The following is a 24,741-nucleotide window of genomic DNA, read 5'->3' as shown; positions in this document are numbered from 1 at the left end:
AAAAAGGAGACCAGCGTATCGAGGTCACCTTTTCCTTACTTATTTGACACGCCAGCAGATTCAAATGTTGCCATTTCTTTAATGACCAATGTCGCTGCCTTGAGAATGGGGTATGACAGGGCAGCCCCTGTTCCTTCCCCGATTCTCATTCCCAGGTCGAGGATCGGTTCCTTGCCAAGCAGTTCTATGGCCGCTCTATGACCAGGTTCTGCAGATCGATGTCCAACAAACATATAATCGGCTGCACGTCCGGAAATCAGGTTTGCCAATACAGCAGCCGTTGTTGTAATGAAACCATCAACAAGAATGGGTATACGGTTATTCGCTGCAGCAAGCATGGCCCCTGCCATACCTGCAATTTCGAATCCACCGATATTCATCAAAATGTTGATTGGATCATCAGGATTAGGATTTCTTAATGAAATCGCTTCTTCAATTATTCTTCTCTTATGTAAAATGCCTTCTGACTTCAATCCTGTTCCCTGCCCCACTAGTGATTCGACGCTTTTCCCGCTTATGATGGAGATGATGGCGGTACTGGATGTCGTATTTCCGATTCCCATTTCACCAAGAATCAGGCAGTTCACACCACGGGCAATCATTTTCTCTGCACGGTCATATCCAATGTCAAGTGCTTGATTTACTTCTTCCTTTGTCATAGCTTCTTCCTTATAAAAGTTTCTAGTTCCATTACGGACTTTTCTGGAAGTTAACCCCGGTGCTTCGATATCTGCATCGATCCCTATATCGACAATGTCCAAGTAAGCATCTATCGCACGGCTTAATACATTGATGGCAGCACCGTCATTCAGGAAATTAAGTGCCATTTGTTCCGTCACTTCTTTTGGATACGCAGAAACCCCTTCTTCCGTAATTCCATGGTCGGCTGCAAACACGATCACCCCCGGTTTCGAAATGTCCGGAAATGCCTCCCCTGTCATCTTGGCCAGTTCAATTATCCATTCTTCAAGCCGTCCTAAGCTTCCTTGAGGAACCGTCAGCGAATCGACATGTCCTTTAACCTGACGTCCCATTTCTTCATCCAGCATCGGGATGGAAATGGCAGATAAACCATTCTTCATATTAATCCCCCACAATCCAAAATAAAAACCTTACCAATAGGAAAAGGTTCTTATCCATCATCTGCTATAAATACAACTTAGTCCATATCATTATCATCTAGGCTTTCACTTGAATTCACTGTAATCCTTTTACTTCGGCACTCCCATTTCATTTAAAGGGTAGATACGAAATTTCACTTTGCCCACAAGTGATTTTTCAGAAATAAAACCAAATCTTCTTCCATCCCAACTATTCCTTCGATTATCCCCCATGACAAATAAATGACCGACAGGTACCTTGGATTTCCCGAGTAAATCACTTAGGGTGAAATTCTCCGTCAGATTCTCTTCAGGTGGAATTTCTCCTTTTTTTGTATTCAAATATGGTTCTGTATACTTTTTGCCATTGATATATAAGACATCATCTTTCATTTCGACGCTGTCCCCTGGTAAACCGATCACCCTTTTTATATAATTCTCTTCCGCGTCCGGAGCATAAAATACGACCATATCGAAGCGCTCCGGCTTTCCGATTTTAGCTACCACGATCCGGTCATCATTTTCATAAGTCGGCTCCATTGATTCACCTTTTACCGTGACTGGCGTAAATAAAAACTGTTGGCAAATGAACACGATCATTAAAGCGAATAAGATAGCTTTCAACCACGAGAACACTTCACTTTTCATATTCTTCATACGGACTCCCTCCCATCCATTGTCAACGGCTAAACCCACGATAATTGCTGTATTTTGGCTAGCAGCGCCAAAAGGAATTCATTAGCTTAATTTGCCGGTCGGTGATTTTTAGAGGAGACATTTCAAAGAAATATCTGGAAAAATTGTAACACATTCATTTATCGCTCGCGAGAATAAATGATTTTTCAGAGCCAATCTCAAACCATGAGAAAAAGGATAGCGATTTTAGCTATCCTCTTTCTTAGTTTATTCCTCAGAATTTATTCCAAGTCAATATAGTATCGAGTGGCAAACGGACTTTTTCAAAGCCTGCTTTAGTTCCTTTTCCAAGGGAAATCAACATGACAGGTTTGAAGTTTTCCGGTACATTGAACGCATCCACAAATTTGGCTTCATCGAACCCTCCCATTGGGACTGTATCGTATCCTTTTGCTTTTGCAGCCAACATGATCTGCATGGAAACCAAGCCACCGTCAATCAAGGCTACGCTTAAAGCCTTCTCAGCGGAAAAGTTGCCGTAATTATGCAGAATAGAGGCTACATATGGCTCTTTGATTTCATTCTTCATGATCCCTTTATTGACTAATTCACCATAAATCCGTTCTGCATTTTTGTAACCTTCTATATCAGCTAAAACGGCAATGACAGCAGATGCATCGACGATTTGTTGTTGGTTATTTGCGATGGGTAGCAATTCTTGTTGGGTTTGCTTATCTTGAATCACAAGGAATCTCCATGGCTGTAAGTTGGAAGAAGAAGGCGCTTGAATCGCAATCTCCAGAATTTCACGAATTTCCTCTTCAGTCATCACGTATTCAGCATCGTACTGGCGAACAGATCTCCGTTCTTTTGCTACCGTAATGAAATCCGTATCATTAAGGACTTTCGGCTTTTCAAGCGGTACATTCAATTCTTTCGCTTTATTCAGGTACTCTTCTTTACTCATTATATTTTTTGTCATTGATAATGACCTCCATTTAACTGTAATTATTACAGGAACAGTATATAACGCATACTGTTCTTTTGTCAAATACAGTTTAAGAAAAACGAAACCTTGTCAGTTTCGTTTTTCACATTAAGATTTTGATAGTAAATCAGCAATCGTCTTTTGTTCCAAGCCTTGTATAATCCAGCTCTCCATCTCGTTTTTCAAGCCGCATAAAGCTTCGCGGGAAGATGGTTGAAAGCATTTTTTAGCATTCACATCAAGAAAGCCTTTTGAAAAAGGTTCGGATTTAATTGCAGAGTATATATCTGCAAGAATGATTTGTTCGGGATTTTTGGCAAGTGAATATCCCCCATCTCTTCCTTCCTTCGCATGAATCAGCCCTGCCTTCACTAAATTACTTAATATTTTTCTAAGAAAACCTGACTCCGAATCAAGCTTAACGGCCAATTTATTACTATTGCATAATCCATCATGATCAGCAAGAACAAGCAGGGCTTGTACTGCAAGACTAAACCACATTATACTGGAAACCTTTTCTGACATTTCTTTCACCTCTCTCCTCTACTTTAAACTATTTTTCATTGAATATACAACGCTGCATCGAACAATCCTGCCTAAAAACCTCCTTATAAAACCATCCATCAGGGAAAGCTTGCAACCCTTTTTGTTTCATAGCGGTGAAAGTAATAGAGAACACAAAAAGAATGGATACATTAGCATCCCACTTGGCCTATTTTATATAGTCTTACATTAAATGCATTTCACCATTTCCAAAAAATTAAATTGACAAAATTCTTGTCTTACAAATTATATGTTTTGGAATATGGTAAACTTACTTAATAGAATGGATGAGGAAGTGGATGAATGATGCTGAAAACAATAAATGAACAACTCGATAAAGTCATGCCTCTCATCACGCCGATAAGCGTGATTATTGGGGTATTATTGTCCGAACATCTAATGGATTATACCTTTCTTGTTCCATGGATATTTGCCTTCATTACATTTTCCGGGAGTTTAGGCTCTAACTTTAAATCCCTGCAACAGGCAGTCACCCACCCTTTACCCGTTTTCATCGTATTGATCATCCTTCATATGCTTATGCCAATTTGGGCTTTTGGCCTCGGTCATTTAGTGTTTCATGGTGATGCTTTCACAATTACCGGCCTAGTCCTCGCTGTAGTGATTCCAACCGGTGTCACCAGTATGATCTGGGTATCCATTTATAAGGGTAATGCCATACTTGCCCTAACCATCATCTTAATCGACACCCTACTCTCGCCATTCATCGTCCCATACAGTATTTCCCTTTTCGGAGGCGGTTCGATCGAAATGGATTTGGGGTCGATAGTGAAAGGATTAATCGGAATGGTCGTTCTCCCCTCCTTGCTTGCCATGTTCTTGAATCAGGCTACAAAAGGAAAGATACAAAATACACTATCTCCCCGATTAGCTCCATTCTCCAAGATAAGCGTTGGAATCGTAGTCATATTGAACAGTTCAAAAATTGCGCCTTACTTAACCCATTTCGATAAGAAAATAATGATCATGGCCTTCTTGGTTTTGTTCATAGCCGCTTCAGGTTATGCCCTTTCTTGGATGGTCGGTGCATGTTTAAGATGGCAAAAGGCGGATATCATCACCTTGACATTTACAGGCGGTATGCGAAACATCAGTGCTGGAGCCGTTCTTGCAACCACCTATTTCCCTGCTGCCGTTGCGGTACCCGTTGTACTTGGCATGCTGTTTCAACAAATGCTTGCATCCTTTTTTGGCTATGTCATGGAAAAGCATTTTCATCGTGGTGTGATTGAAGAGCCATCCGCCGAATGATTATTTTCCAAGCATCCTTTTTCCCTTTCAATTACATTCCTATTATAATAGGTAAGTGGAACATTTACATGATTATCCATTATAAAATCATTGGAGGTATTGGAGATGAAAGTTGTTGCCATAGTGGGAAGTATCCGTAAAGAGTCATACAACCTTAAGCTTGCCAAATATATTCAAACTAGATATCAAGATCGATTTGATCTCGAAATCTTGAACATTCGGGATTTACCTTTTTATGATCAAGATATTGAAAATGATCCTCCATTGGTTGTAAAAGAATTTAAAAGCAAAGTGGCCGAAGCAGATGCAGTCTTGTGGGTAACACCTGAATACAACGGGACGATTCCAGGTGTATTGGGCAATGCTATTGATTGGTTATCACGTGTCGATAAAGTCTTGATCGGCAAACCATCATGGATCATGGGTGCGTCAATGGGGCAATTAGGGACGGTAAAAGCTCAATTGCATTTGCGTGAAATCTTATTCGCAATAGGTATCTCCTCCCCACTCCTTCCTGGGAATGAAGTATATGTTGGTGCAGTGCATGACAAAATCGATAACGAAGGCAGCCTTTTACATGAGTCGACTGTCCACTTTATCGATACGGTCGTCGATAATTTCATTAGCTGGTATAATCATCATACTCGTTAATGCTTTACACAAGAATCCCAGCAGGCTTGATCCTGCTGGGATTCTTGTTGCATCATATAAGAGGAATTAATCAAAACTCATCCTCTACCCGCTTGGAATGAAGGGTATTTTGTCATTCCTCCGTCAGCGAATAGAGTGATGCCCGTTACATAGCTGGACTCTGAAGATGCCAGCCATGCAGCAACCGCGGCAATTTCTTCAGGCTTTCCGATATACCCCATCGGAATCATGCTTTCAAGGTCCTTTTTCTTTTCGGGATCTTCAAGCTTGTCGGCATTTATTGGCGTGGCGATGGCTCCGGGACCAATGCTGTTCACGCGGATCCCTTTTGGTGCATATTCAAGAGCCAGGGTTTCCGTAAGCAGCTTCACCCCGCCCTTGCTAGCTGCATAGTGAACGAATAAAGGCCAGGGAATCATCTCATGTACACTGGACATGTTAATTACATTCCCTTTAATATCGTTCTCGACAAAATACTTGATAGCTTCGCGGCAGCCTAAGAAATTCCCCGTTAAGTTAGTATCGATTACCCTATTCCAGTCGCTTAACGGCATCTCGTGAGATGGTACCGGATTTTCAATCCCTGCATTATTGATGAATATATCGAGTTTCCCGAAATTCTTTATCGCTGATTGAACAAGGTTAATAACATCTTCTTCAACGGTGACATCGCCTTTTACTGCAATGGCTTCCCCGCCATTTGTTTTGATTTCTTCCATTACACTATCCGCTTCCTCTGATTTAGTGCGATAATTAACCACGACCTTTGCCTTTTCCTTAGCAAAGCGAATGGCCATCGCTTTTCCTAAACCAGTGGATGATCCGGTAATAACAACAACCTTACCTTCTAAATCTGTATACATGTAATCACCCTCCAATTAACTTTTTGCCAATCCCAGCATAATCCCAGCTATGATGATCAAGATAATCCCAATTACGATTCCAATTAGTTGGCGCTTCGTTTTCTTTTCACGTAAAATGAAGATCCCGCCAAGAGTTGAAATGACTATGCCCATCTGCGAAAGTGAAAAACTAGTGGCCACTCCCACACGTGGCTGGGAAATGAATAAAAACATGTTCCCTGCAGCCCATATCAATCCCGGAATGATATTGCGAATCGTATATTTGTTAAACGGTTTATGCTTAAAAGTCAATAACAGACCGCCTATCACCATCCCGATCGCTTGAGGGAACAACGCTGACCACCCGTCAACATCAAAAAGACGGGCCACGACCACATAAACCAAATAACCGAATGTCGAGATGAGGAGAATAACAATTCCTTTCTTCAAGTTTCCCGACTTGCCCTCTTTCGATTCTTTATCTTCCAAGGAGGTCAAGACGATTCCTATAATAATGAAGATCAATGCCAAAACGCCTAAAATAATCGCTTTCATTGTAGACCATTCGTTAAAAACTATGACACCGAATAAAGTGGTTGAAATGAGCTGCAATCCTGTTGATATCGGCATTGTTTTAGAAACTCCCATTAAATCAATGCTCTTAAGCTGATTAGCTTGTCCAACGGCCCAAAACAATCCAGATACGACTCCGACTCCAAACACCAAAAGTGACAGCTTAATATCGGCAAAAATATAAACACCAATTGAAAAAATCAAGGCGCCAATCGTTGTACCTAGTGTTTGACTATAGGGTCCACCCCCGAGTTTCACATTAAATAAAACGATGCTTCCCCAGAATAATGCCGGCAAGAGAGCTAATAATATATCCATTTTCAACCCCCATATATGTAAGTACAAAACTAAGCAGGATATTTCATTGTATTCTTTTAATATGTTCGCATTATTTGAAATGACCCTTGGTAATTTTATGAAGTGCTTTCCAAAAAAAGTGTTCAACACAAAAAGGGCTGCCGCTGCAGCCCTTTTGGATAATATTGATATTCTTGCAGCAGCTACCCGCCATGTTGATGATGTTGCATGTCCATTTCCGAATCTCCACCAACCTTGAAATAATCACGTTCCCAAAAAGCAGACGTTCCGATAATGATGATTGAGAACAAGAGGGTCAGAAAGAAAGGATCAAGCCCCCTCCCACTTTTTGTCTCTTTTACATCCTCTCTTTTTATATAAAAAGTCACAAAGAATATACTGCAAAGGTAAATTAGATCCATTGAAACGAGCATGAAAGTTTGTGAATCAAGAGGCAGCATGACCCCAAGCATGGCTCCCATCATTGCCCCCATCAGAGTCGTTGACAGAGACTCCATAACCGCTGTTAAACCGAAGGCCTTCCGATGATGAAACCTGCCACTGCACATATTGCGATGGCTAAAACGGTTAAAACCGCCAGCTTGCCGGGCATCAGGAATGACAGCATTAAACTTAAGGTTAAACTTGTCGTCATGCTTAACATCATGACCATGCATTTACCAAGGCCAACACCAATATGATCTTTTTTCAGATGGGCTTTTTTAGAAAAGTAAATTGTATAAGCCACGACTATCATAAAACTGGTCAGCAGCAGCATTCGATTCGTTTCCCCCTTTTCGAGCAATAGTTAGTGAAACGACTGATTTTAATGACAGGAAGAATGACCGTCCATCTGGCAAGCTGAATTCTTTGATTTTGATGGAGGCACGTCAAGAGCTGGATTCCGATTGAAAAAGCCCGTCGGTTTTAAAATGAAGCTAATATAAGCGGTCGGCATGACTGGCCAATCTTCGGGTCGTGTTATATGATGGTGTCCCATGTTATACCAGACCACAACATCTTCATTTTCAATGGAGCGATCGGCTTTAACCCAATCTTCCAACCCTTCTCCCCCCGCATGTTGGTTTGGGTATCGCCCTGAAGCAAACTGTTCTTCAGGATCGAATGGCGTCACCCAAAAATGGTGTTTTAAAAATCCAGCCCGTTTTAATAAAGGCGAATCATCATGGGCGAACGGGAAACAATTCTCCCCAGCAAACAATTTATAACCAACAGGTTCCCCCAATATATTCGTTTTTGCGGGATTGACGATCTTCCAGAAGCGCGCAGTACGTAAATCAAGGTCCCGGACAGCCTTGGATTCATTTTTAAGCAAAGTCGAAACCGGATAGAAACCATTTCCATATGGGTTGTCCGGTCCCTTTTCCATGCATTTTGTATTGACTTCATAAACTGAATTATTCATTCCATCAATCATCATATCAAGCCTCATATTAAAGAAATGCTGGTGATGTGCAGCAAATAATTGAGGTGCGACCAAATTGCCATGCGGGTGCTTCCGATTAGGTTCGATGGCTTGTGTATGCAATATGCCTGTCAATTTCACTTCAAACTGTATCGTCCCATCCTGAAAGAAATACCAATAAAATCCGTATTCGTAATTTCCAACTGTCGAAATGCTCGATAAGACCAATCTTCTAGAACGGCGGACTTCAACATGACCTGTCCTCCAATCCGTATGTTTCCACCCAATTCCAAAATCTTCTTCATGTAGACAAATTGCATTTTTAATTTGAATTACATTCCCTTTACTATCCACCAGATTCGCGTCAAAGTACTTGATCTCACCTAGGCAGTCACAACCAAGTTCAAGTGAATTCGCCAACATGCCAATGCCGTATTCCCCTGCATCAAAAGCATTGTTCCTGTTAACCGGATCAGTCGGATCACCATAAGGCACCACCATCTCGGATAAAGAAGCTCTATACAGGATTGGCCGCTGCACTCCATCATCATTGTAACTGACCGTATGAAGGACAAGACCCTCACGGGAGTTGAAGCCAAAGCGGATATTCCATTTTTGCCAATCGATCACATGTCCTTCCGTCGTGAAACTGGGTCCTTTTGGCTGAACTATTTCCAATGGCTTAACATCCTGCCTCATGTTACCTACTTGATCGGGTGTATAATTTCCATCAAGCGGCGGAAATGGTATGACACCTTTATCCACAATCTTGATGACTTCCATCTTATTTAAATCGACAAGGACATATATTCCTGAAATGGGACGTGCATACCCATTATCATATAATGATGTACGGTAATAACATAAAGCCCTGACGATTCGTACATCCACTTCCTCTTCAATTCCAAAATTCCCTGCTGACCATGGATCGACCATGATATTGTCCATATTCGTAAGCCCCCTTTTGGCAAAGGCTTTTATCATCTCAGGGTGGCTTTTCACGACTTCCTGACACTCCATGAATTCATCAGCCATTATGGATGGCTGCACTCCAGGAATCAGTTTCCATGACGTTATGCTGCCATTCGTTAAGGAAACTACAGCCTCATATGTTTTTCCCTCTTTATTATGAAGAATGATACAGAATGCTTCCCTATTGATTTGTTCTTCAACACGATAATCCAGAACAATGGATTTTGCAGGTTCCAGTAAGCTGATGTTAGCGAAGCGGTAATGGTCATCCAATCCTTTATCACGTTTTAAAATTTGGACCGTAAGTTTAAGTTCTTCTGCCGTTAATGGATCAAGCGGGTGATTTTCCCTCGTTACTTTCATGCTAGATGTTTTTTCCATCTTAACCTCTCCCTTATAGGTAAAATATCATTCTATCCATTAAGTAAACTTCCCCTCGAACTGCCTCGTGCATAAAGTGCAAAAATTTTATTTGCCTACCGCCATCTTTCCCGAAAACTGGTGTTGACTCTTTGTCCCAACATATTCAATATGATGAAGATAGCCAATATCAGTAACACATCCCACTCATACCGATTTATCAAGCGGATAGCTGGAAATCCAACTCAATCAAGCTGCCCATGAGGACGCGTCCCTGCCCTTAAACTCCATACCAGTTCAAGCCCTGCTCATTCAAATCGATCCACACATTTTTTGTTTCCGTGTACATATCCATCGCTTGGATGCCCAGTTCCCTTCCGAAACCGCTTTGCTTCCTGCCGCCAAAAGGTGCTGCACTATCAAGCATGCTAAACGTGTTCACATACACCGTCCCCGCTTTTAACCCCCTTACCATCCGGTGCGCCCGTTTTAAATCATTGGTCCATAGACCTGCAGCCAATCCATACAAACTGTCATTTGCCTTGTTCAATGCATCCTCTTCATCTTTGAACTTGATAACCGACAAAACCGGTCCAAAAATTTCTTCGCGGGCAATTGTCATATCATTGGTAACGTTCTCAAAAACAGTGGGCGTAAAGAAATATCCATTTCCTGCCTCCGTGTTTCTTTCTCCTCCCATGACAAGATTAGCTCCCTGTTCCAGACCGGCCGCTACATATTGTTGAATTTTGTCAAGTTGCTGCAAGGAAACCTGCGGTCCCATTTGGGTCGTATGGTCTAAAGGATTCCCTACACGGATGGATCGTGCTTTCTTCACGAATGATTCCATGAATCGATCATATATGCTTTCCTGCACAAAAAGTCTTGTACCCGAGGCGCATACTTGACCTTGTGCGAAGAAGATACCAAACATGGATCCATTCACTGCATTATCAATTGAAGCATCATCAAAAACTATATTTGGTGATTTCCCCCCTAATTCAAGGCTAATTGGTTTTAAGTTCTTACTTGCTGCCTGCATGATTAGGCGGCCAGTATTCGTTGAACCCGTAAAAGCGATTTTATCGACGTCAGGATGGGAGGAGAGGGCATCACCCGCTATCTTCCCGTATCCCGGAATAACATTGATGACTCCATCTGGAATTCCGACTTCTTGAAAGATTTTAACCAATTCCAGAATGCTTACAGGAGTTTGCTCAGCTGGTTTTATCACAATCGTATTGCCTGCAGCTAAAGCAGGGGCAAGCTTCCACATCGTCAGCATAAGCGGAAAGTTCCAAGGCACTATGGCCCCAATGACACCGATTGGCTCCTTCAAGGTATAATTGAACCGGTTATTGGGAGAGGCAAGGGTACTTCCCTGGACTTTATTGGCTAATCCCGCATAAAATTCGAGTACATCTATCATGGCTGGCATCGCAATGAATTTTGTTTCATTGATTGGCAGCCCGTTATCTTGTGATTCGACCTCGGCAAGCATATCGGCTTTCTCCCACAGTGCCTGTGCCACTTTATTCAGTAACCTCCCTCTATCCCCCGGTGCCATTTCAGCCCACGGGCCAGATTCAAACGCCCTTCGTGCAGCTTTTACCGCTAAATTAACATCTTCCGGACCTGCCTCGGCAACTACAGCATTCACTTCATCTGTTGCAGGATTAAGTGATTCAAATGTTCTTCCAGATATTGAATCAACCCATCTCCCATCAATGAACAATCGATAGTTTTTCCCCATCATCGTTTCCCCTTTCTAGTTAAAATCTCCAAACAACAAACACATATCTATTAATACAATAAGGCTGCGCACCATTTTTTTATTGTAAAAAACGGAACATTCAGAATATTTTTCGTGCATTAAAACCAAACAAAAAAGATCCTCGTCACCATGAACGGGATCCTTCAAATGTAATCACTATATAACAAGAACGTTATATTGGGTTTGAAGATTTCTTTGAAACGGCATCGATGAATTCAGTAGGAGTCAGATAACCAAATTTTTTAAATTCATTAATTAAATGTGATTGATCAAAATACCCATTCTCATTAATCACATCCCAAACTGTAAAGGCCTGTTTATTCAATAACATATGCAGGGAGTTTTGGAACCTCACTATTTGGCTGAATAATTTAGGCGGCATCCCTACATGGGCATCGAATTGCTTTCGCAAGTATCTTGTAGAGTATCCGGTCTCAGCAGCTAATTGATTCATATTTACATTTCCTTTAGAAGAATATATTTTGTTCAAGGAATATTCTATAATTGCCGGCAAACCGTTACACGTAAAAATATTAATTTCTTCTTTGAACAGCTTTATTCTTCTATGAAAATCCCGTTCAGTTATTAACCTTTCCATAATGGTAGGTTCAATTTTTAACATATCAGCTAAAGGAATTTGGCGATCGATCACCTCCTTCATGGAATATTTAAAATGCTGGGTTTCCTGCTTAGGCATAAACCTCACACCGAAATATTCACAATTAGCCTGAAAATTTATCGTTTTGTACTTGAGGACAGTCCCGTACACATCTGCGGAAGGTCTTTCGGGATCGCAATAAAATAATATGTCGATGCACCCATCCGGAATGACGGACATTGGATTCATTAAATCCCGATTGATTTTAAATTGATAGAATAATGTAGTTGAATGGTCAGAATTTCTTTGTTTATATTCTATATAATAATCTGATAGAATCTCGAATTCCGGTTGGAATGGAAAATAGTCGAAGTAATTGAAACTCTGAATGATGCTCAGCTACCATCACGCTCCTTTTATATTACACTGTCACCAAAGCCTTTTTAACACTGCAATAAGCTTGCATTTGCCCCAATTACTACAGTAATCGTTTGCCATGAATACGGCTGGGTGGTCATCCGCATCACTACGGGTCAGGAGAGCCGTTCATCATTCTTCCCACCCCTGGCCATTATCAATATGAGCGTTGTTTTTATAATTTTCGGCAAGTATTTCCAAATTCCTTTTGACTGAAAGATTTAAAACAATATCAACTTACAGAACACTTGGGTTCTCTTTTACCTTCGGTGAAAATAAAAGGCTCTGAGAAAAAACTCTTGTTTAAATATTGGTCAGGAACACTGAAATATATGGTAAAATATTCTAGTTAAATCCAGTTTTTAGCCTCTATGTTACGAAAGGAATGTATATATTGGTTTACTTATATGTAATTTTATTTTTCATTTTTGGCTATAGTTTTATATTTACCTTAATTAAAGCTATAAAAGATGAAGTATCCCCACATCTCACTGCAATCCTTTTTCTTGTATGGGCTTCATCAGCAATGATCGTGATGGCAAATTTAATGAGTTTTTAATTAATTCATCGGAGACGCTTGTTGAAAGACCGATGTAGGGGCAGTCTTTTTAATTCTAAGATTATCAGAAAGCAAACCTTATGTAGGCTTGCTCCTCCAGTTTGAGACAAAAGGGGTTCGGAAAACTTATCTTTTATCAAATGATGTTCCCAAACTCCTCAAGTATGGTTTCTAACTAAATGCTATAACAAAGCTGATTGTAGCGGAAGGTACGAGACTCCTGCGGGAAAAGCGCGTCTTGGGAGACCCCGCAGGCGTTAGACGAGGAGGCTCGCGGACCGCCCGCGGAAAGCGAGTGCCCTACGTTCCAATCAACGTCCAATTGTATAATTCATTAATAATACGTAGGCCCAATCATGAATACCGGGACCCACATTTGTAGACGGGAAACTTATCTTTCATCAAATGATGTTCCCAAACCAACACAACTTCAACTCCTCAGGTATGGTTCCTTACTACATACTATAACAAGGTTGAGTGGAGCGGGTGTACGAGACTTCTGCGGGAAAGCGCGTCTTGGGAGACCCCGCAGGCGCAAGCCGAGGAGGCTCGTCCACCGCCCGCGGATAGCGAGTTTCTTGAGTGGAAATCCACGTCCAAATTGTATAAGCCATAAAAAAATGTAGACAAACTCGATGAAAATCGAATTTGTCTACATTCTGTTCTATAAGATATGGAACTTACTTCTTTAAATGATATGGCACTGTCGTAACAACCACATTTCTTTTATAAAGTAAGTAAGCGCGAATCAGTAAACTTGATTGGTTATGAAGTATATTGTGCCAGCCCTTCTTCGGAATGAATTGGGGGATGATCACCGTAACTTTATAATTGGATTCACTAGCCTTATGTTCTACTGTATCCACAAATTTAGTTAGTGGCTGAATGATACTTCTGTAATAAGAATTCAGTGTAACAAGCCTTACATCCGGCTGCCATTTTTTCCATTTTTCTTCGAATTTCTTTTCATCATCTCTTTCAAAAGCGACATAAACGGCAATGACCTGATGTGCAGATAGAGATTTTGCATAATTTAAAGAGTTCTCAACCACATGAGTTATACCCGCAACAGGTACAATGATGATATTTCCTTCAATTGGTAAGATCGGCTCACATGTTGTAATCCTTAGTTGGTCTCCAACTGCTTCATAATGATTTCTAATTCGATGAAAAATTAAAATGATGATAGGTAAAAAAATCAAAACAGGCCAAACCTGACTAAATTTGGTTAAAAAGAATATCATCGTGACGATAAAGCTAATTATGGCACCAATTGAATTAATGGTTAATTTCATCATCCAGCCTTTTGGCTTTTCGCGAATCCATTTAACAATCATCCCGGTCTGGGATAACGTAAATGGGATGAATACACCAACCGCATAAAGCGGAATGAGATTTTCCGTATGTCCTTCAAATGCGACTATCAAGATGATGGATGCAAGTCCAAGTATGATAATTCCATTGGAATACCCTAAACGGTCCCCTCTGATCGTAAACGCCCTTGGTATGAATTTATCCTTCGCCAGATTTACCGCAAGCAAAGGGAAAGCCGAATATCCAGTATTTGCCGCAAGTATCAAGATCAATGCAGTTGTACCTTGAATGAAGAAATACATGAAATTCCGTCCAAAGATCCCTTCAGCAATCTGGGAGACGACCGTTACCTCTGCGCTAGGAACAATGCTTAAATAATAGGCTAAGAATACGATTCCCGAAAACAAAACAGCTAGTAAGGAACCCATCGCTACTAATGTTTTCGCAGCATTATTCGGTGCTGGATCTTTAAAGTTCGGGATTGCATTGGAAATCGCTTCGACTCCTGTCAATGCGGAGCTTCCTGATGCAAATGCTCTTAGCAGTATAAATAAACTGATGCCGGCTACCGGAGTCCCGATTGACGCATGCAATTCCGGTGAGACTCCTCCCGTCAGAATCTTGTAAATTCCAACCCCTATCAAGATGAACAAGGCTAAAACGAATAGGTACACCGGATAGGCCAAGACAGAGGCCGATTCCGTAACCCCCCTAAGGTTCAAGATAGTAAGTAGGATGACGAAAATAATGGCTATGAGGACATTATAGTCATGCAGGCCGGGAAAAGCGGACGTGATGGCATCCGTACCAGCGGAAACACTTACCGCGACAGTTAATATATAATCGACCAATAAGGATCCTCCAGCTATCAACCCTGGATTGACACCTAAATTGTTTTTTGAAACCACATAGGCTCCCCCACCATGTGGATAAGCGAAAATGATTTGTCTGTAGGACAAAATCAAAGCGGTTAACAGGATCAATACTCCAATCGCGATGGGGATTGAATACCAGAATGCCGCAGCACCGACCGTGATCAGGACAATCAATATTTGCTCCGGCCCATATGCAACCGAAGACAAAGCATCGGAAGATAATATCGCCAACGCCTTTGTTTTATTAAGCTTTTGTTCACCAAGTGCATTCGATTTTAAAGGTCTCCCGATCAAGAACCTCTTTATAGAAGATAACATTAAGAATTCACCACCAGTTTAATTTATAAGTTTATGTTTCCCAGCTGTAGCAAAAAACGAGACGGAACACAAAAATGCCTACAAGTCATAGCTAAATAGACCTGTAGACATCAATTTTTTTGTCTAACAAGCTCCACCTTCCTTCTCATATAACGCTTACGAGGTTAGCTGTCGGATTCGGACCTAAGAGTAGCCCTACCTTTTAAAGGATTCACCCCTTGGATTGTAAAAACAATCCCAATAACGGGTCCCCCGCACCATAAGGTTTAAGCGATTTAGAAATATGAAACTGTTGATTATCATACTCCCGTGAAATGGAAAAGTAAATGAAAATTTTGCACAGAAATAGAATTATTATTTATAAACGAGGCTTTATTCTTGACTTATATAACAAAAGTCATGCATACACATGATTCGAAGGTAGTAAAGGAGGAAAGTAAACGTCTGAAAGGAAGATATTCAAGAAGACAATGAACAAAGATAGATTCCCCAAAAGGAAAAATGAAGTAACGTGATGGATCAAGTAAAACAATCTGCCCCAGCTTGGATAGTCATTAAATCAGAATTTTCTCTTTCCGATTCCATTATTAATTCCCGTCCAATCGGGGGCATTATTCCACTGATCTACGCTAATCAGTTCCTTCCTTCTTGAATTGGCCTCAAATTGCTTTTTTTAAAGACAAAGTATTTCTGGCCAAGATAGTTAAGCACTGTATAAAAAATTGTTCCTATCAGAACAGCCAAATTTTGTTGTATGGATAAATGAACGGTTCCTTCCAGTGATTCTGCAATGGCTTGGCCTATAGAATAAGCGGCGGAATAACAAATCAGGATGACGCAAAAGAAACGGGCAACTCCTCGACGCCATTCTATATCGCTTTTAAAGGTAAAAGTCCTGTTCAAAAGAAAACTCGTTATAGCTCCCGTACCATTGCCGATAAAGGTGGAGATCCAGTAAGATAATTCAAGAACATTCATGAGAAAAAGCATGATGGAAAGTCCAACCGCTGTATTGACTATTCCAACCAATAAAAAGCGGATAAAGGAGTTAGTTTGTTTTAGATAGTTTTTCAATACTGTTCCGTTCATTGTCTAGTTGCTCCCGTTTTTTTAAATCGAGCGGATTAAATAGATCAAGATCAACAATATATTTAGGTCGGCGTTTGGATTCATTATAGATTTTACCTATATACTCCCCAATCAAGCCGACAGCAATCAACTGTAGTCCACCGATCAACCATATGGAGGTGATCAATGAGGTCCATCCAGTTTCGGTCTGCCCATAAAATTTCAACCATAAAAAGTAAGACCCAAAGAGTAAGCTAATGAAAAAGGAAAGACATCCTAGCCATAATACCAGCCGGATCGGTGTAACTGAAAAAGAAGTAATGCCATCAAGCGCAAAAGCAACCATCTTCTTAAATGGATATTTCGTTTCCCCAGCCAATCTTTCTTTACGGTCATAATAAACAGAGTCCGTCTTAAACCCAATGAGCGGTACAATCCCCCGCAAAAAAAGATTCGTTTCATCAAAACGTTCCAACTCCGTGATCGCCCTTTTGCTCATTAGCCGGAAATCGGCATGATTATAGACAAGGTTGACCCCCATCTTGTTCATCAATTTATAAAAACCTGTTGCAGATGTTCGTTTAAAGAATGAATCAAGGTCCCTTTTCTGGCGGACACCATATACGATTTCACATCCTTCATTGAATTTCCGAATGAATTCCGGGATGACTTGAATATCATCCTGTAAATCTGCATCAATGGAAATCACACAATCTGAGGCTTCCTTGGCTGTAAACAACCCAGCCAGAAGTGCATTTTGATGTCCAGCATTCCGGGAAAGCTTTAGCCCGCGAACATATTCATTATTAATCGTTTCTTTGTAAATGATCCTCCAAGTTTGATCCTTGCTCCCATCATCGACCAACAAAATTTTACTTTGACCGGAAACAACATTTTCATCGACCAACCCCCTCATCAATCCACAAAGCTGGGAAATGGTTTCCTGCAAAACGCTTTCTTCGTTATAACAAGGTACAACAATCGTTACAATCGGTGAATTCATTCTATTCCCCCCTTTTCACATGACTCTGTATAAATGAATTTTCCATACGCTTCCTTTTTTCGTAAAAACCCTATCCAGCAGCAATCCGTTTTCCTTCGCGTTGTTGATTGGGATGGCAGAAAATATATACGTACCGCCTAATCCTTTAAACGCATCCATGTTGAGGTCCAAATTTTCCAGCTCTTTCTTCGAGCCTTTCTTGAACATATAATGCTTCCCAAGCTCATCGGTAAACAGGTAACAACGTCCTCCCCATTCATCAAAGTAGATTCTGATGTTTTTATTCTTAGCCAATTCGTTTTCAATTATTTGACGAAATTGATGTTTGTAAGAAAGCGGATAAAAATTGTTATAGCTATCGAGCGTGTAAAATCCATTATATTGAGCGATTGCGGGATGCAGCCCAATGCTGGCAACACGATACTCTTCTTGTGGACGGTCTATATGATCTTTTATTTCCTGAAAAAGGCTTTCTGAATAGAACTCTTTAAAAGAGGGTTTTTTATTGTGAGTGATCTCTTCATTAAAACCCATTAAAATCAGAATTTGAATGGCGATGAAAATAGAAAGGGTTTTCTTAGCATAGTCGCTGTGTTCCCAAATGATTTTTATCGCGAGGGCAAACCCTAAGTAAATTACCATCGGCCTTAAAAAGTGAAATCTGGCAAAATTAAAGGTATCCAGGGTATGGAACCTTTCCGTTAAAGGAAGCCAGCCTTTATAAAACCAAAATGCGTACCACGCTGAGAGCATAAAATTCAAGCCGAATAAAAAAACATATACCTTCTCCTGTCTCCACAGTTTTTTGGTCAGAATAATATAAAGGGCAAAGACTGTAATCGGCAGGATGATAAGAGCATGTACAGTCATGACATGCGTATGTCCAAGAACGAAATTTTTGAAAGTAAGCTTAACGACCCAATCGAGCGGCAGCCTTGCGTGAAAATATTCATCTCTGCTGTTTGGCTCCGAATCAAAAATGAATGAAGCGACCAAACGATACTCCACCAAACCAAAAATGACGGTCATATAAACGATCGAAAGAAGAAACGTTATATTCCATCCTTTTCCCCTGATTACATCCGTTAGCCAAAGAAAACCCATTGCAACAAGGAAAAAGAAAAAGCCAAGTACGATGCTTGAATAAAGCGGTAAAAGTGTAAGGACCAAATAATTCTTCCAAGAATGATCCTTGCTGCGGATATTCAAAAAAGCCCAAAGGGCTAAAGGCATCCCAAGTGTACTGAGCATTCCCGATGGCCAAAATGGGGTAAGGGCAAAGGCTAAGGATGTTCCAACCCTAATCCAACCTGATAGTCTTCCTGTAACCAAATGTTTTTTCAATAAGATATACATACCAAAGAATGCAATAAACCTTGTTAATGCCTGGCTTATTGCATAAGCAACCATTGTCGGAAAAAGAGCATGAAGCCACACGATAATACTGAACTCACTGCCAAAAGCATTACGGGGCAGGCCATTCATAATCTGCGGAATTCTGGCGTCAATTGCACCGAATAACTCACCGCTTTCTGAAAGGACTTTATACCAGGCAAGGTTGGAATCCAAATTATCATGTACGCGAATATGCGCATTTTCTCCAAGGATGATTAAGGGGGAAAGATATAAAACAATGATGAGTAAGGCAAAAAGGATTTGTTTTCTCTCTTGATTTTCAATTGGCAAAATATCCACCTCTTGATTAAATTCATATATCCATAATATTTGGCTTCGAAGGTAAATCTATTCTTTTTAAGGGATTTATTTTAACCTATTTTGATATAGGTCAACCAATGACCACATAAAATGCAATAAGCATATAAAAGAACCTTAAAAAGGGGCTGGGCTATGATAAGGAAAGCGGTGATTCCAGCAGCCGGTTTAGGAACACGATTTTTGCCTGCTACGAAAGCTCAACCAAAGGAAATGCTGCCGATTGTCGATAAGCCGACCATTCAATATATTATCGAAGAAGCGGTACAATCAGGGATTACGGATATTATCATCGTTACGGGTAAAAACAAACGTGCCATCGAAGATCATTTCGATAAATCGATTGAGCTTGAAATGCTTCTGCAAATGAAAGGTCAAAATGATCTGCTTAAGATCGTGGAGAACATTTCCAACATGGTCGATATCCACTATGTAAGACAAAAGGAACCTTTAGGTCTGGGTCATGCAGTTTTATGTGCCAAAACTTTTATCGGAGACGAACCTTTTGCCGTCCTGTTAGGGGACGATATCGTGGATAGCCAGGTTCCAGCTTTGAAGCAGTTAATGGAACGGTATAACAAGGTACGAGCGAGCATTATCGGAAGTAAGGAAGTGTCACCAGCCGATGTCTCCAAGTATGGGATCGTAAACTTCCAAGAACGATATGAGGATTTATTTCTGGTAAGAAACTTAGTGGAAAAGCCAAAAGTGGAGGATGCACCATCAACACAGGCGATAATTGGCCGATATATTTTATCACCTGCGATTTTTGAAATCCTTGAAAACGTAAAGCCTGATCGTAAGGGGGAGATCCAGCTTACCGAAGCTTTAGACCTTTTGTTAGAAAAGGAACCATTATATTCGTATATCATCGAGGGAAATCGTTATGACGTAGGCGATAAATTCGGCTTCCTTCAAGCTTCAATAGATTTCGCCATGAAACGACCTGAACTTCGTGATCAGCTAATAAAATATTTAAGGCAGTTGTTTCCTTAATGAAGTTAATATAGACCATGCCCAATTACCAATAAGAGGTGATTGGGTTATTTCCACATCGGATTGACCCCTTTGGTTGTAAAATGATCCAATTACCATAATCCTCCAAGTGAAATATAACCGTTTATGCTTCCGTAAAATGTTACAGCAGAAAAAGTTGAACAGAGAAAGAATAGTTTTCTATAAGTGAGGTTATGTTGATAACGTATCCTTCATGAATGTTCCAAAACACGATATCCAGAAAGGATTGTAGAGAAACACATGCACAATAAAACCAATAATCCAATAATATCTGATGAATTTTTAGATCAAGTGGTTAAGGAAATCAATGCACAATTTGGCGGGCCCATCAATGAAAAAAATGATCGTTTCCAACATGGGGGCGATGATGAAAGAAGTTGAATTGAATCCCCCTTCATTAATCTAAAGCTCTCATGAAAAACTCTGGCTATATTCATCCAGAGTCTTTTCTCTGTAACTTTATTTCTTCAATAGAATTATCCGCCCTTTCTTTAACGACTTGTCCAAACCAATTTAGCTTATCCTCATAGAATGATTACATGTAAGTATTTTAAAGAAAGGGGAAAAACTTCATTGAGCCACGCTGATGATGTCTTCCGCACTTCTCAAATGGTTCCAAAAGGAAGGCTGGTTTCCGGACATACAAAAGAGTTTCAAACAGATCCGATTGGGTTTCTGACCCGATTGTCCAAGGAATATGGGGAAGTCGCTAAATTCCGTTTAGGACCATTCCAAAATGTTTATCACGTTTTAAATCCTGATCTAATCAAACAAATACTTGTAACAAAACAACAATCTTTCGTCAAATCCAAGGACTTCAATCTTTTAAAACCGCTTATCGGTGAAGGTCTGCTTACAAGCGAAAAAGACTTTCATATGCGACAGAGAAGGCTTATCCAACCCTCTTTCAAAAAGACTCATATCAGCCAATACGCCAAGGATATGATTGATATCACAATGGATTATATATCAACTTGGCAACATGATGATGAACGGATTATAACGAAGGATATGATGAACATCACTCTCGGGATAATCAGCAAGACCATGTTCAGCATGGAATTCAAGGATGGATATGAAATCGTTGGGAAACCTCTGGAAACTGCATTGAGAATAACAGTCAAAAGGATGAGAAAGATTTTCCGTATGCCATTATGGGTACCGACTAAAATCAACCGTGAATATAAAAAGGCGATACAAAGGCTTGATAAAGTGATTTACGGCATTATTGAAAAACGGAAGAACGACACAGAAAAACATGAAGACATGCTAGGGATCTTGATGGACGCCCGTGATGCCGACGACGGGTTAGGCATGACAAGCCATCAGGTCCGTGATGAATTAATGACTATTTTTCTTGCCGGTCATGAAACGACAGCAAATGCTCTTTCCTGGGCACTGTATGCACTTTCGAAGCATCCGGAAATTCAAGCCAAGCTTTTCAATGAAGTCAATAGCATAATCGGTCAACGGACACCCAAGCCTGAAGATTTCATGAAATTACAATACACTCAAAATATCATTCATGAAACACTTCGCTTTTACCCGCCACTGTATATCTTATCCCGTGATGTGACGGAGGATGTCACAATAGGAGGATATCGCTTTAAAAAAGGCGATATGATACTAATAAGTTCTTATGTGATGCAGCATAACCCAGAGCATTTTGATCAACCGGAATCATTTATCCCTGAGCGATTTGAAAATAACTTTTTGAAAAGCCTGCCTGCGTTCGCTTACTTTCCATTTGGCGGAGGGCCGCGGGTTTGTATTGGCAATCACTTTGCCATGATGGAAGCGGTGTTTGTCCTGGCCTGCATTGTAAAGCGATATAGGATAAAGCTTGCACCTGACCATCATGAAGTAACTCCCCTTCCCTCCCTTACACTCAGACCCAAGAATGGACTGCGCATGGTGTTAGAAGAAAGAACTGCAGAAGCCTTTGAACCTGGTGCATCCAATTTTTAGTAATAGGGGTTTTTTCCTAATAAATATCGTTGTAATAACTGGCCTATCCTTTTAGAAAGGAGGGATGAAAAAATGTATTTGCTCCATTCACCACGAAAGGGAATCATCCACACTGAATTGCACTATTTAGGAATGGCTTCGCAGGTATATACCGGTTATCTGCAATTTTTAAGCGAAATTGAACCGAAACAAGAAACCGAATACCTACAGGCGCCGCTCCCCTTTTCATATGGGAACGGATAGTTTCCGCTTCGTACCTTATATTAAAGAAAAACCGACCTTGAAAGGTCGGTTTTTTGTTATTCTGCAGTATGTTCCATAACCCTGGCCCCCGCAGCCGCAAATGCTGGCTGCAACAATCCTGATAGGATAAACTAAGCGACTACGACTATTAAGTACTGAAACTGATTCCATCTACGAAACAAATGCCAGTAATAATGCCATTAAACAGAATTATATTTCTCTCTTTTCAATAGGTATTTTAAAGAATGAAGAATTGCCAATTCATCCTAAAAAATCACCTAGCAGTTTTTTTCTTTGATTATTTAATAAAAACCAATATTTTTAGATAACCTTCTTCGCCGGTTGGAAATCCATTCCCGTTCACCGGCCTAAATTGACTTTTTTCCGATTCATGATATATTAATATAGTACTTTAGTACGTGAAAGCGTTCAATAATAGAAGAAACTTTTAAGTTTTACTGATAGACTATTTTATTAAAATTATGAAAGAAAGGCATGAATATAATGGAGAAGACTCATCAAGATCTAAAAAAGGGCCTATTGCCGAGGCATGTCCAGTTCATTGCTTTAGCCGGAATGATAGGAACAGGGATTTTTAAAGGGAGTTCCGATACATTAAATATGGCAGGCCCAAGTGTTGTAATAGCCTATTTAATTGGGGGGCTATTGTTATTCATTGTAATGGCCGCATTAGGGGAGATGGCAACCGCTTTTCCTAATATGAACGTCCAACATCTCATTAATAAAGCTTTTGGGTTTCAACTATCCTTCATTGTCGGATGGCTCTATTGGTTCAATTGGATTATCGTAATCATTGTAGAAATAGTCGCAGCCGGCAGTTTCCTACAATATTGGTTTCCTACAGTACCATTATGGCTGTTAAGCATATTTTGCGCTTCAGTAATAATAGGAATTAATTTGTTTCAAGTAAAATACTATGGAGAACTCGAATTTTGGTTCGCAGGAATTAAAATAATAACCTTAATTGCTTTTATCATTTTAGGAGCTTTGATCATGCTAGGACTCTTTCCTAGTTCGGCTTCATTTTCTAATTACACGGAACATGGCGGTTTTTTCCCCCAAGGAATTGACGGAATGTTAAGTGCACTTTTAGTGGTCATGTTTTCATATGGGGGTGCAGAATTAATTGGTGTAGCCGTCACGGAAACAAAGGATAGTCAGCGAGTCATACCAAAAATCATAAAAGGAACAGTATGGCGGGTGATTCTTTTCTATGTCTTGCCGATACTTATCATTTGCGGAGTAATACCTTGGAACCAAGTAAGCACTGAAGTAAGTCCTTTCGTTCAGGTTTTCAGCTTATCTGGTCTTCCCGGAGCCGCCGATATCATGAATTTCGTTCTTTTAACCGCTGTCTTATCAGCTGCAAATTCAGGTATATACGCTACCTCAAGGACACTGTTCACTCTTTCCCAGAACGGGGAAGCGCCCAAGGCATTTTTAAAAACAACGAAAAAGGGTATCCCGCTAAATGGTATATTTTTAACTACATTATGCATATTGGCTGGTGTGTTTTTATCCTATTTGTATCCCGACCTGATTTTAAGCTACCTTATGGCCATTCCTGGATTCACGGTTTTATTATTGTGGATCAGTATTTGTTCCGCGCAATTGAAACTGCGTAAGCAATACACTGGCAAACCAGGATTCCGGGTAAAATGGTACCCATATACAACTATATTAGCCATCACGGCTTTAAGCATTATCTTTTTGGCATTTCTCTTTAATAAGCAAAACATCATCGGGACTACAGTATGTCTTGTCACGTTAGTGATATTCATCCTTCTCTCATTTATTGTCAAACAAAAAAAATAGAAATATTATCCCCCTGAATTTTATTAGGGATTTCAGACTGAAGGCAAACTCGATGAAAGTCGGGTTTGCCTTCAGTCTTTTTAGTGCCAGTACAGATTGGACGTCGATTTCCACTGACCGCGGGCGGTCCGGAAGCCTCCTCGGCACCTTTTCCCGCAGGAGTCTCGAACACCCCTCCAATCAACTTTGTTTTAAAAGAAATAACACCTTTTGTCTACAAACTAATAACAAAGGAGAATCGGAATACTCTAACACCGACGATGGAAAGGGAACGGATTTCTGAAATCAACTGCAATTTTTTTCAAAGAAAAACTGAGGTTGGTCTCATCCCGAAGCATGTTTAAGATAAGTTTATCCTTCATGTTTTTTTCTTGTAAT

Annotated in this window: 22 protein-coding genes and 1 riboswitch; of the genes, 7 read left to right on the top strand and 15 right to left on the bottom strand. The window is 40.4% G+C overall.

Translation table 11 applies throughout. The features are described from left to right. Positions 1-35: 35 nt before the first annotated feature. The 4 genes from cobT to MKX49_RS02655 form a co-directional block, all read right to left on the bottom strand. Positions 36-1,082, bottom strand: a complete 1,047-nt coding sequence (cobT, locus tag MKX49_RS02670) for a nicotinate-nucleotide--dimethylbenzimidazole phosphoribosyltransferase (RefSeq protein ID WP_081088517.1) — start codon at positions 1,080-1,082, stop codon at positions 36-38. A gap of 129 nt (positions 1,083-1,211) precedes the next feature. After that, positions 1,212-1,757, bottom strand: coding sequence for a signal peptidase I (lepB, locus tag MKX49_RS02665; RefSeq protein ID WP_053533917.1), 546 nt, complete (start codon positions 1,755-1,757; stop codon positions 1,212-1,214). Between the two features lie 253 nt (positions 1,758-2,010). Continuing rightward, positions 2,011-2,718, bottom strand: a complete 708-nt coding sequence (locus tag MKX49_RS02660) for a nitroreductase family protein (RefSeq protein ID WP_340874735.1) — start codon at positions 2,716-2,718, stop codon at positions 2,011-2,013. Between the two features lie 114 nt (positions 2,719-2,832). Beyond that, positions 2,833-3,249 carry an RrF2 family transcriptional regulator gene (locus tag MKX49_RS02655; RefSeq protein ID WP_340874733.1) on the bottom strand — a complete coding sequence of 139 codons (417 nt, stop codon included), beginning with the start codon at positions 3,247-3,249 and terminating at the stop codon, positions 2,833-2,835. A 324-nt stretch (positions 3,250-3,573) separates the two neighbouring features. Between MKX49_RS02655 and MKX49_RS02650 the strand changes: the two genes are divergently transcribed. Together MKX49_RS02650 and MKX49_RS02645 are read left to right on the top strand one after the other, a co-directional pair. Beyond that, on the top strand, positions 3,574-4,539 hold the full coding sequence (locus MKX49_RS02650) for a bile acid:sodium symporter family protein (protein ID WP_323597966.1): 966 nt from the start codon (positions 3,574-3,576) through the stop codon (positions 4,537-4,539). A 105-nt stretch (positions 4,540-4,644) separates the two neighbouring features. Beyond that, entirely contained in the window at positions 4,645-5,190 is a 546-nt protein-coding gene (locus MKX49_RS02645; RefSeq protein ID WP_340874731.1) for an NADPH-dependent FMN reductase, read from the top strand. Positions 5,191-5,267: 77 nt separating this feature from the next. On the opposite strand, the gene MKX49_RS02640 is transcribed toward MKX49_RS02645, so the two are convergent. From MKX49_RS02640 to MKX49_RS02590, 11 genes are all read right to left on the bottom strand, one after another. Beyond that, positions 5,268-6,053, bottom strand: a complete 786-nt coding sequence (locus tag MKX49_RS02640) for an SDR family oxidoreductase (RefSeq protein WP_048689825.1) — start codon at positions 6,051-6,053, stop codon at positions 5,268-5,270. Positions 6,054-6,068: 15 nt separating this feature from the next. Continuing rightward, positions 6,069-6,923 carry a RhaT/GlcU family sugar-proton symporter gene (locus tag MKX49_RS02635; RefSeq protein WP_054397517.1) on the bottom strand — a complete coding sequence of 285 codons (855 nt, stop codon included), beginning with the start codon at positions 6,921-6,923 and terminating at the stop codon, positions 6,069-6,071. A 182-nt stretch (positions 6,924-7,105) separates the two neighbouring features. Beyond that, positions 7,106-7,384: a hypothetical protein gene (locus MKX49_RS02630; protein ID WP_340874727.1), complete on the bottom strand. Its 279-nt coding sequence runs from the start codon at positions 7,382-7,384 to the stop codon at positions 7,106-7,108. A gap of 44 nt (positions 7,385-7,428) precedes the next feature. Further along, positions 7,429-7,680 carry a hypothetical protein gene (locus tag MKX49_RS02625; RefSeq protein WP_340874725.1) on the bottom strand — a complete coding sequence of 84 codons (252 nt, stop codon included), beginning with the start codon at positions 7,678-7,680 and terminating at the stop codon, positions 7,429-7,431. A 48-nt stretch (positions 7,681-7,728) separates the two neighbouring features. Beyond that, complete coding sequence (locus MKX49_RS02620) at positions 7,729-9,681, bottom strand: primary-amine oxidase (protein WP_340874723.1); 1,953 nt, start codon at positions 9,679-9,681, stop codon at positions 7,729-7,731. A 259-nt stretch (positions 9,682-9,940) separates the two neighbouring features. Further along, positions 9,941-11,413: an aldehyde dehydrogenase family protein gene (locus tag MKX49_RS02615; protein ID WP_340874721.1), complete on the bottom strand. Its 1,473-nt coding sequence runs from the start codon at positions 11,411-11,413 to the stop codon at positions 9,941-9,943. Between the two features lie 193 nt (positions 11,414-11,606). After that, positions 11,607-12,296 carry a helix-turn-helix domain-containing protein gene (locus MKX49_RS02610; RefSeq protein WP_445670156.1) on the bottom strand — a complete coding sequence of 230 codons (690 nt, stop codon included), beginning with the start codon at positions 12,294-12,296 and terminating at the stop codon, positions 11,607-11,609. Between the two features lie 1,392 nt (positions 12,297-13,688). Next, positions 13,689-15,515: an APC family permease gene (locus tag MKX49_RS02605; RefSeq protein ID WP_340874719.1), complete on the bottom strand. Its 1,827-nt coding sequence runs from the start codon at positions 15,513-15,515 to the stop codon at positions 13,689-13,691. Positions 15,516-15,652: 137 nt separating this feature from the next. Beyond that, positions 15,653-15,798: riboswitch (cyclic di-AMP (ydaO/yuaA leader) on the bottom strand. 350 nt (positions 15,799-16,148) lie between these two features. Beyond that, positions 16,149-16,604 (bottom strand): GtrA family protein, encoded by a 456-nt coding sequence (locus MKX49_RS02600; RefSeq protein ID WP_340874717.1) that lies wholly within the window; start codon positions 16,602-16,604, stop codon positions 16,149-16,151. Beyond that, positions 16,564-17,586 carry a glycosyltransferase family 2 protein gene (locus MKX49_RS02595; RefSeq protein ID WP_340874715.1) on the bottom strand — a complete coding sequence of 341 codons (1,023 nt, stop codon included), beginning with the start codon at positions 17,584-17,586 and terminating at the stop codon, positions 16,564-16,566. Before MKX49_RS02595 ends, MKX49_RS02600 begins: the two co-directional genes overlap by 41 nt. 15 nt (positions 17,587-17,601) lie before the next feature. Continuing rightward, entirely contained in the window at positions 17,602-19,266 is a 1,665-nt protein-coding gene (locus MKX49_RS02590; protein ID WP_340878444.1) for a DUF6044 family protein, read from the bottom strand. 168 nt (positions 19,267-19,434) lie between these two features. Here MKX49_RS02590 and galU point away from each other — a divergent pair, with 168 nt between their 5' ends. The 5 genes from galU to MKX49_RS02565 all read left to right on the top strand — a co-directional run bounded on the left by galU (position 19,435) and on the right by MKX49_RS02565 (position 24,363). Next, a complete protein-coding gene (gene galU / locus MKX49_RS02585) occupies positions 19,435-20,295 on the top strand; it encodes a UTP--glucose-1-phosphate uridylyltransferase GalU (protein ID WP_340874714.1) in 861 nt (286 codons plus the stop codon). Positions 20,296-20,556: 261 nt separating this feature from the next. Then, positions 20,557-20,697: a hypothetical protein gene (locus tag MKX49_RS02580; protein WP_095391400.1), complete on the top strand. Its 141-nt coding sequence runs from the start codon at positions 20,557-20,559 to the stop codon at positions 20,695-20,697. 192 nt (positions 20,698-20,889) lie between these two features. After that, the gene (locus tag MKX49_RS02575) at positions 20,890-22,284 is read left to right on the top strand and encodes a cytochrome P450 (RefSeq protein WP_340874711.1); all 1,395 of its coding nucleotides are present in this window, start codon (positions 20,890-20,892) and stop codon (positions 22,282-22,284) included. A gap of 72 nt (positions 22,285-22,356) precedes the next feature. Further along, positions 22,357-22,527 carry a hypothetical protein gene (locus MKX49_RS02570; protein ID WP_153246180.1) on the top strand — a complete coding sequence of 57 codons (171 nt, stop codon included), beginning with the start codon at positions 22,357-22,359 and terminating at the stop codon, positions 22,525-22,527. Between the two features lie 504 nt (positions 22,528-23,031). After that, entirely contained in the window at positions 23,032-24,363 is a 1,332-nt protein-coding gene (locus MKX49_RS02565) for an amino acid permease (RefSeq protein WP_340874709.1), read from the top strand. Positions 24,364-24,741 lie beyond the last annotated feature (378 nt).

Source organism: Peribacillus sp. FSL M8-0224, assembly GCF_038003055.1.
GTDB classification, from domain to species: domain Bacteria; phylum Bacillota; class Bacilli; order Bacillales; family DSM-1321; genus Peribacillus; species Peribacillus frigoritolerans.
The sequence above is the reverse complement of the archived record's forward strand: the minus strand, read 5'-3'. Positions and strand labels throughout refer to the sequence as shown.

What these genes read in the sequence shown, in the direction of transcription:
- cobT (WP_081088517.1), bottom strand. Translation starts at nt 1,082, where the DNA reads ATGAAGAATGGTTTATCTGCCATTTCCATCCCGATGCTGGATGAAGAA.
- lepB (WP_053533917.1), bottom strand. Translation starts at nt 1,757, where the DNA reads ATGAAGAATATGAAAAGTGAAGTGTTCTCGTGGTTGAAAGCTATCTTA.
- MKX49_RS02660 (WP_340874735.1), bottom strand. Translation starts at nt 2,718, where the DNA reads ATGACAAAAAATATAATGAGTAAAGAAGAGTACCTGAATAAAGCGAAA.
- MKX49_RS02655 (WP_340874733.1), bottom strand. Translation starts at nt 3,249, where the DNA reads ATGTCAGAAAAGGTTTCCAGTATAATGTGGTTTAGTCTTGCAGTACAA.
- MKX49_RS02650 (WP_323597966.1), top strand. Translation starts at nt 3,574, where the DNA reads ATGCTGAAAACAATAAATGAACAACTCGATAAAGTCATGCCTCTCATC.
- MKX49_RS02645 (WP_340874731.1), top strand. Translation starts at nt 4,645, where the DNA reads ATGAAAGTTGTTGCCATAGTGGGAAGTATCCGTAAAGAGTCATACAAC.
- MKX49_RS02640 (WP_048689825.1), bottom strand. Translation starts at nt 6,053, where the DNA reads ATGTATACAGATTTAGAAGGTAAGGTTGTTGTTATTACCGGATCATCC.
- MKX49_RS02635 (WP_054397517.1), bottom strand. Translation starts at nt 6,923, where the DNA reads ATGGATATATTATTAGCTCTCTTGCCGGCATTATTCTGGGGAAGCATC.
- MKX49_RS02630 (WP_340874727.1), bottom strand. Translation starts at nt 7,384, where the DNA reads ATGGGAGCCATGCTTGGGGTCATGCTGCCTCTTGATTCACAAACTTTC.
- MKX49_RS02625 (WP_340874725.1), bottom strand. Translation starts at nt 7,680, where the DNA reads ATGCTGCTGCTGACCAGTTTTATGATAGTCGTGGCTTATACAATTTAC.
- MKX49_RS02620 (WP_340874723.1), bottom strand. Translation starts at nt 9,681, where the DNA reads ATGGAAAAAACATCTAGCATGAAAGTAACGAGGGAAAATCACCCGCTT.
- MKX49_RS02615 (WP_340874721.1), bottom strand. Translation starts at nt 11,413, where the DNA reads ATGGGGAAAAACTATCGATTGTTCATTGATGGGAGATGGGTTGATTCA.
- MKX49_RS02605 (WP_340874719.1), bottom strand. Translation starts at nt 15,515, where the DNA reads ATGTTATCTTCTATAAAGAGGTTCTTGATCGGGAGACCTTTAAAATCG.
- MKX49_RS02600 (WP_340874717.1), bottom strand. Translation starts at nt 16,604, where the DNA reads ATGAACGGAACAGTATTGAAAAACTATCTAAAACAAACTAACTCCTTT.
- MKX49_RS02595 (WP_340874715.1), bottom strand. Translation starts at nt 17,586, where the DNA reads ATGAATTCACCGATTGTAACGATTGTTGTACCTTGTTATAACGAAGAA.
- galU (WP_340874714.1), top strand. Translation starts at nt 19,435, where the DNA reads ATGATAAGGAAAGCGGTGATTCCAGCAGCCGGTTTAGGAACACGATTT.
- MKX49_RS02580 (WP_095391400.1), top strand. Translation starts at nt 20,557, where the DNA reads ATGCACAATAAAACCAATAATCCAATAATATCTGATGAATTTTTAGAT.
- MKX49_RS02570 (WP_153246180.1), top strand. Translation starts at nt 22,357, where the DNA reads ATGTATTTGCTCCATTCACCACGAAAGGGAATCATCCACACTGAATTG.
- MKX49_RS02565 (WP_340874709.1), top strand. Translation starts at nt 23,032, where the DNA reads ATGGAGAAGACTCATCAAGATCTAAAAAAGGGCCTATTGCCGAGGCAT.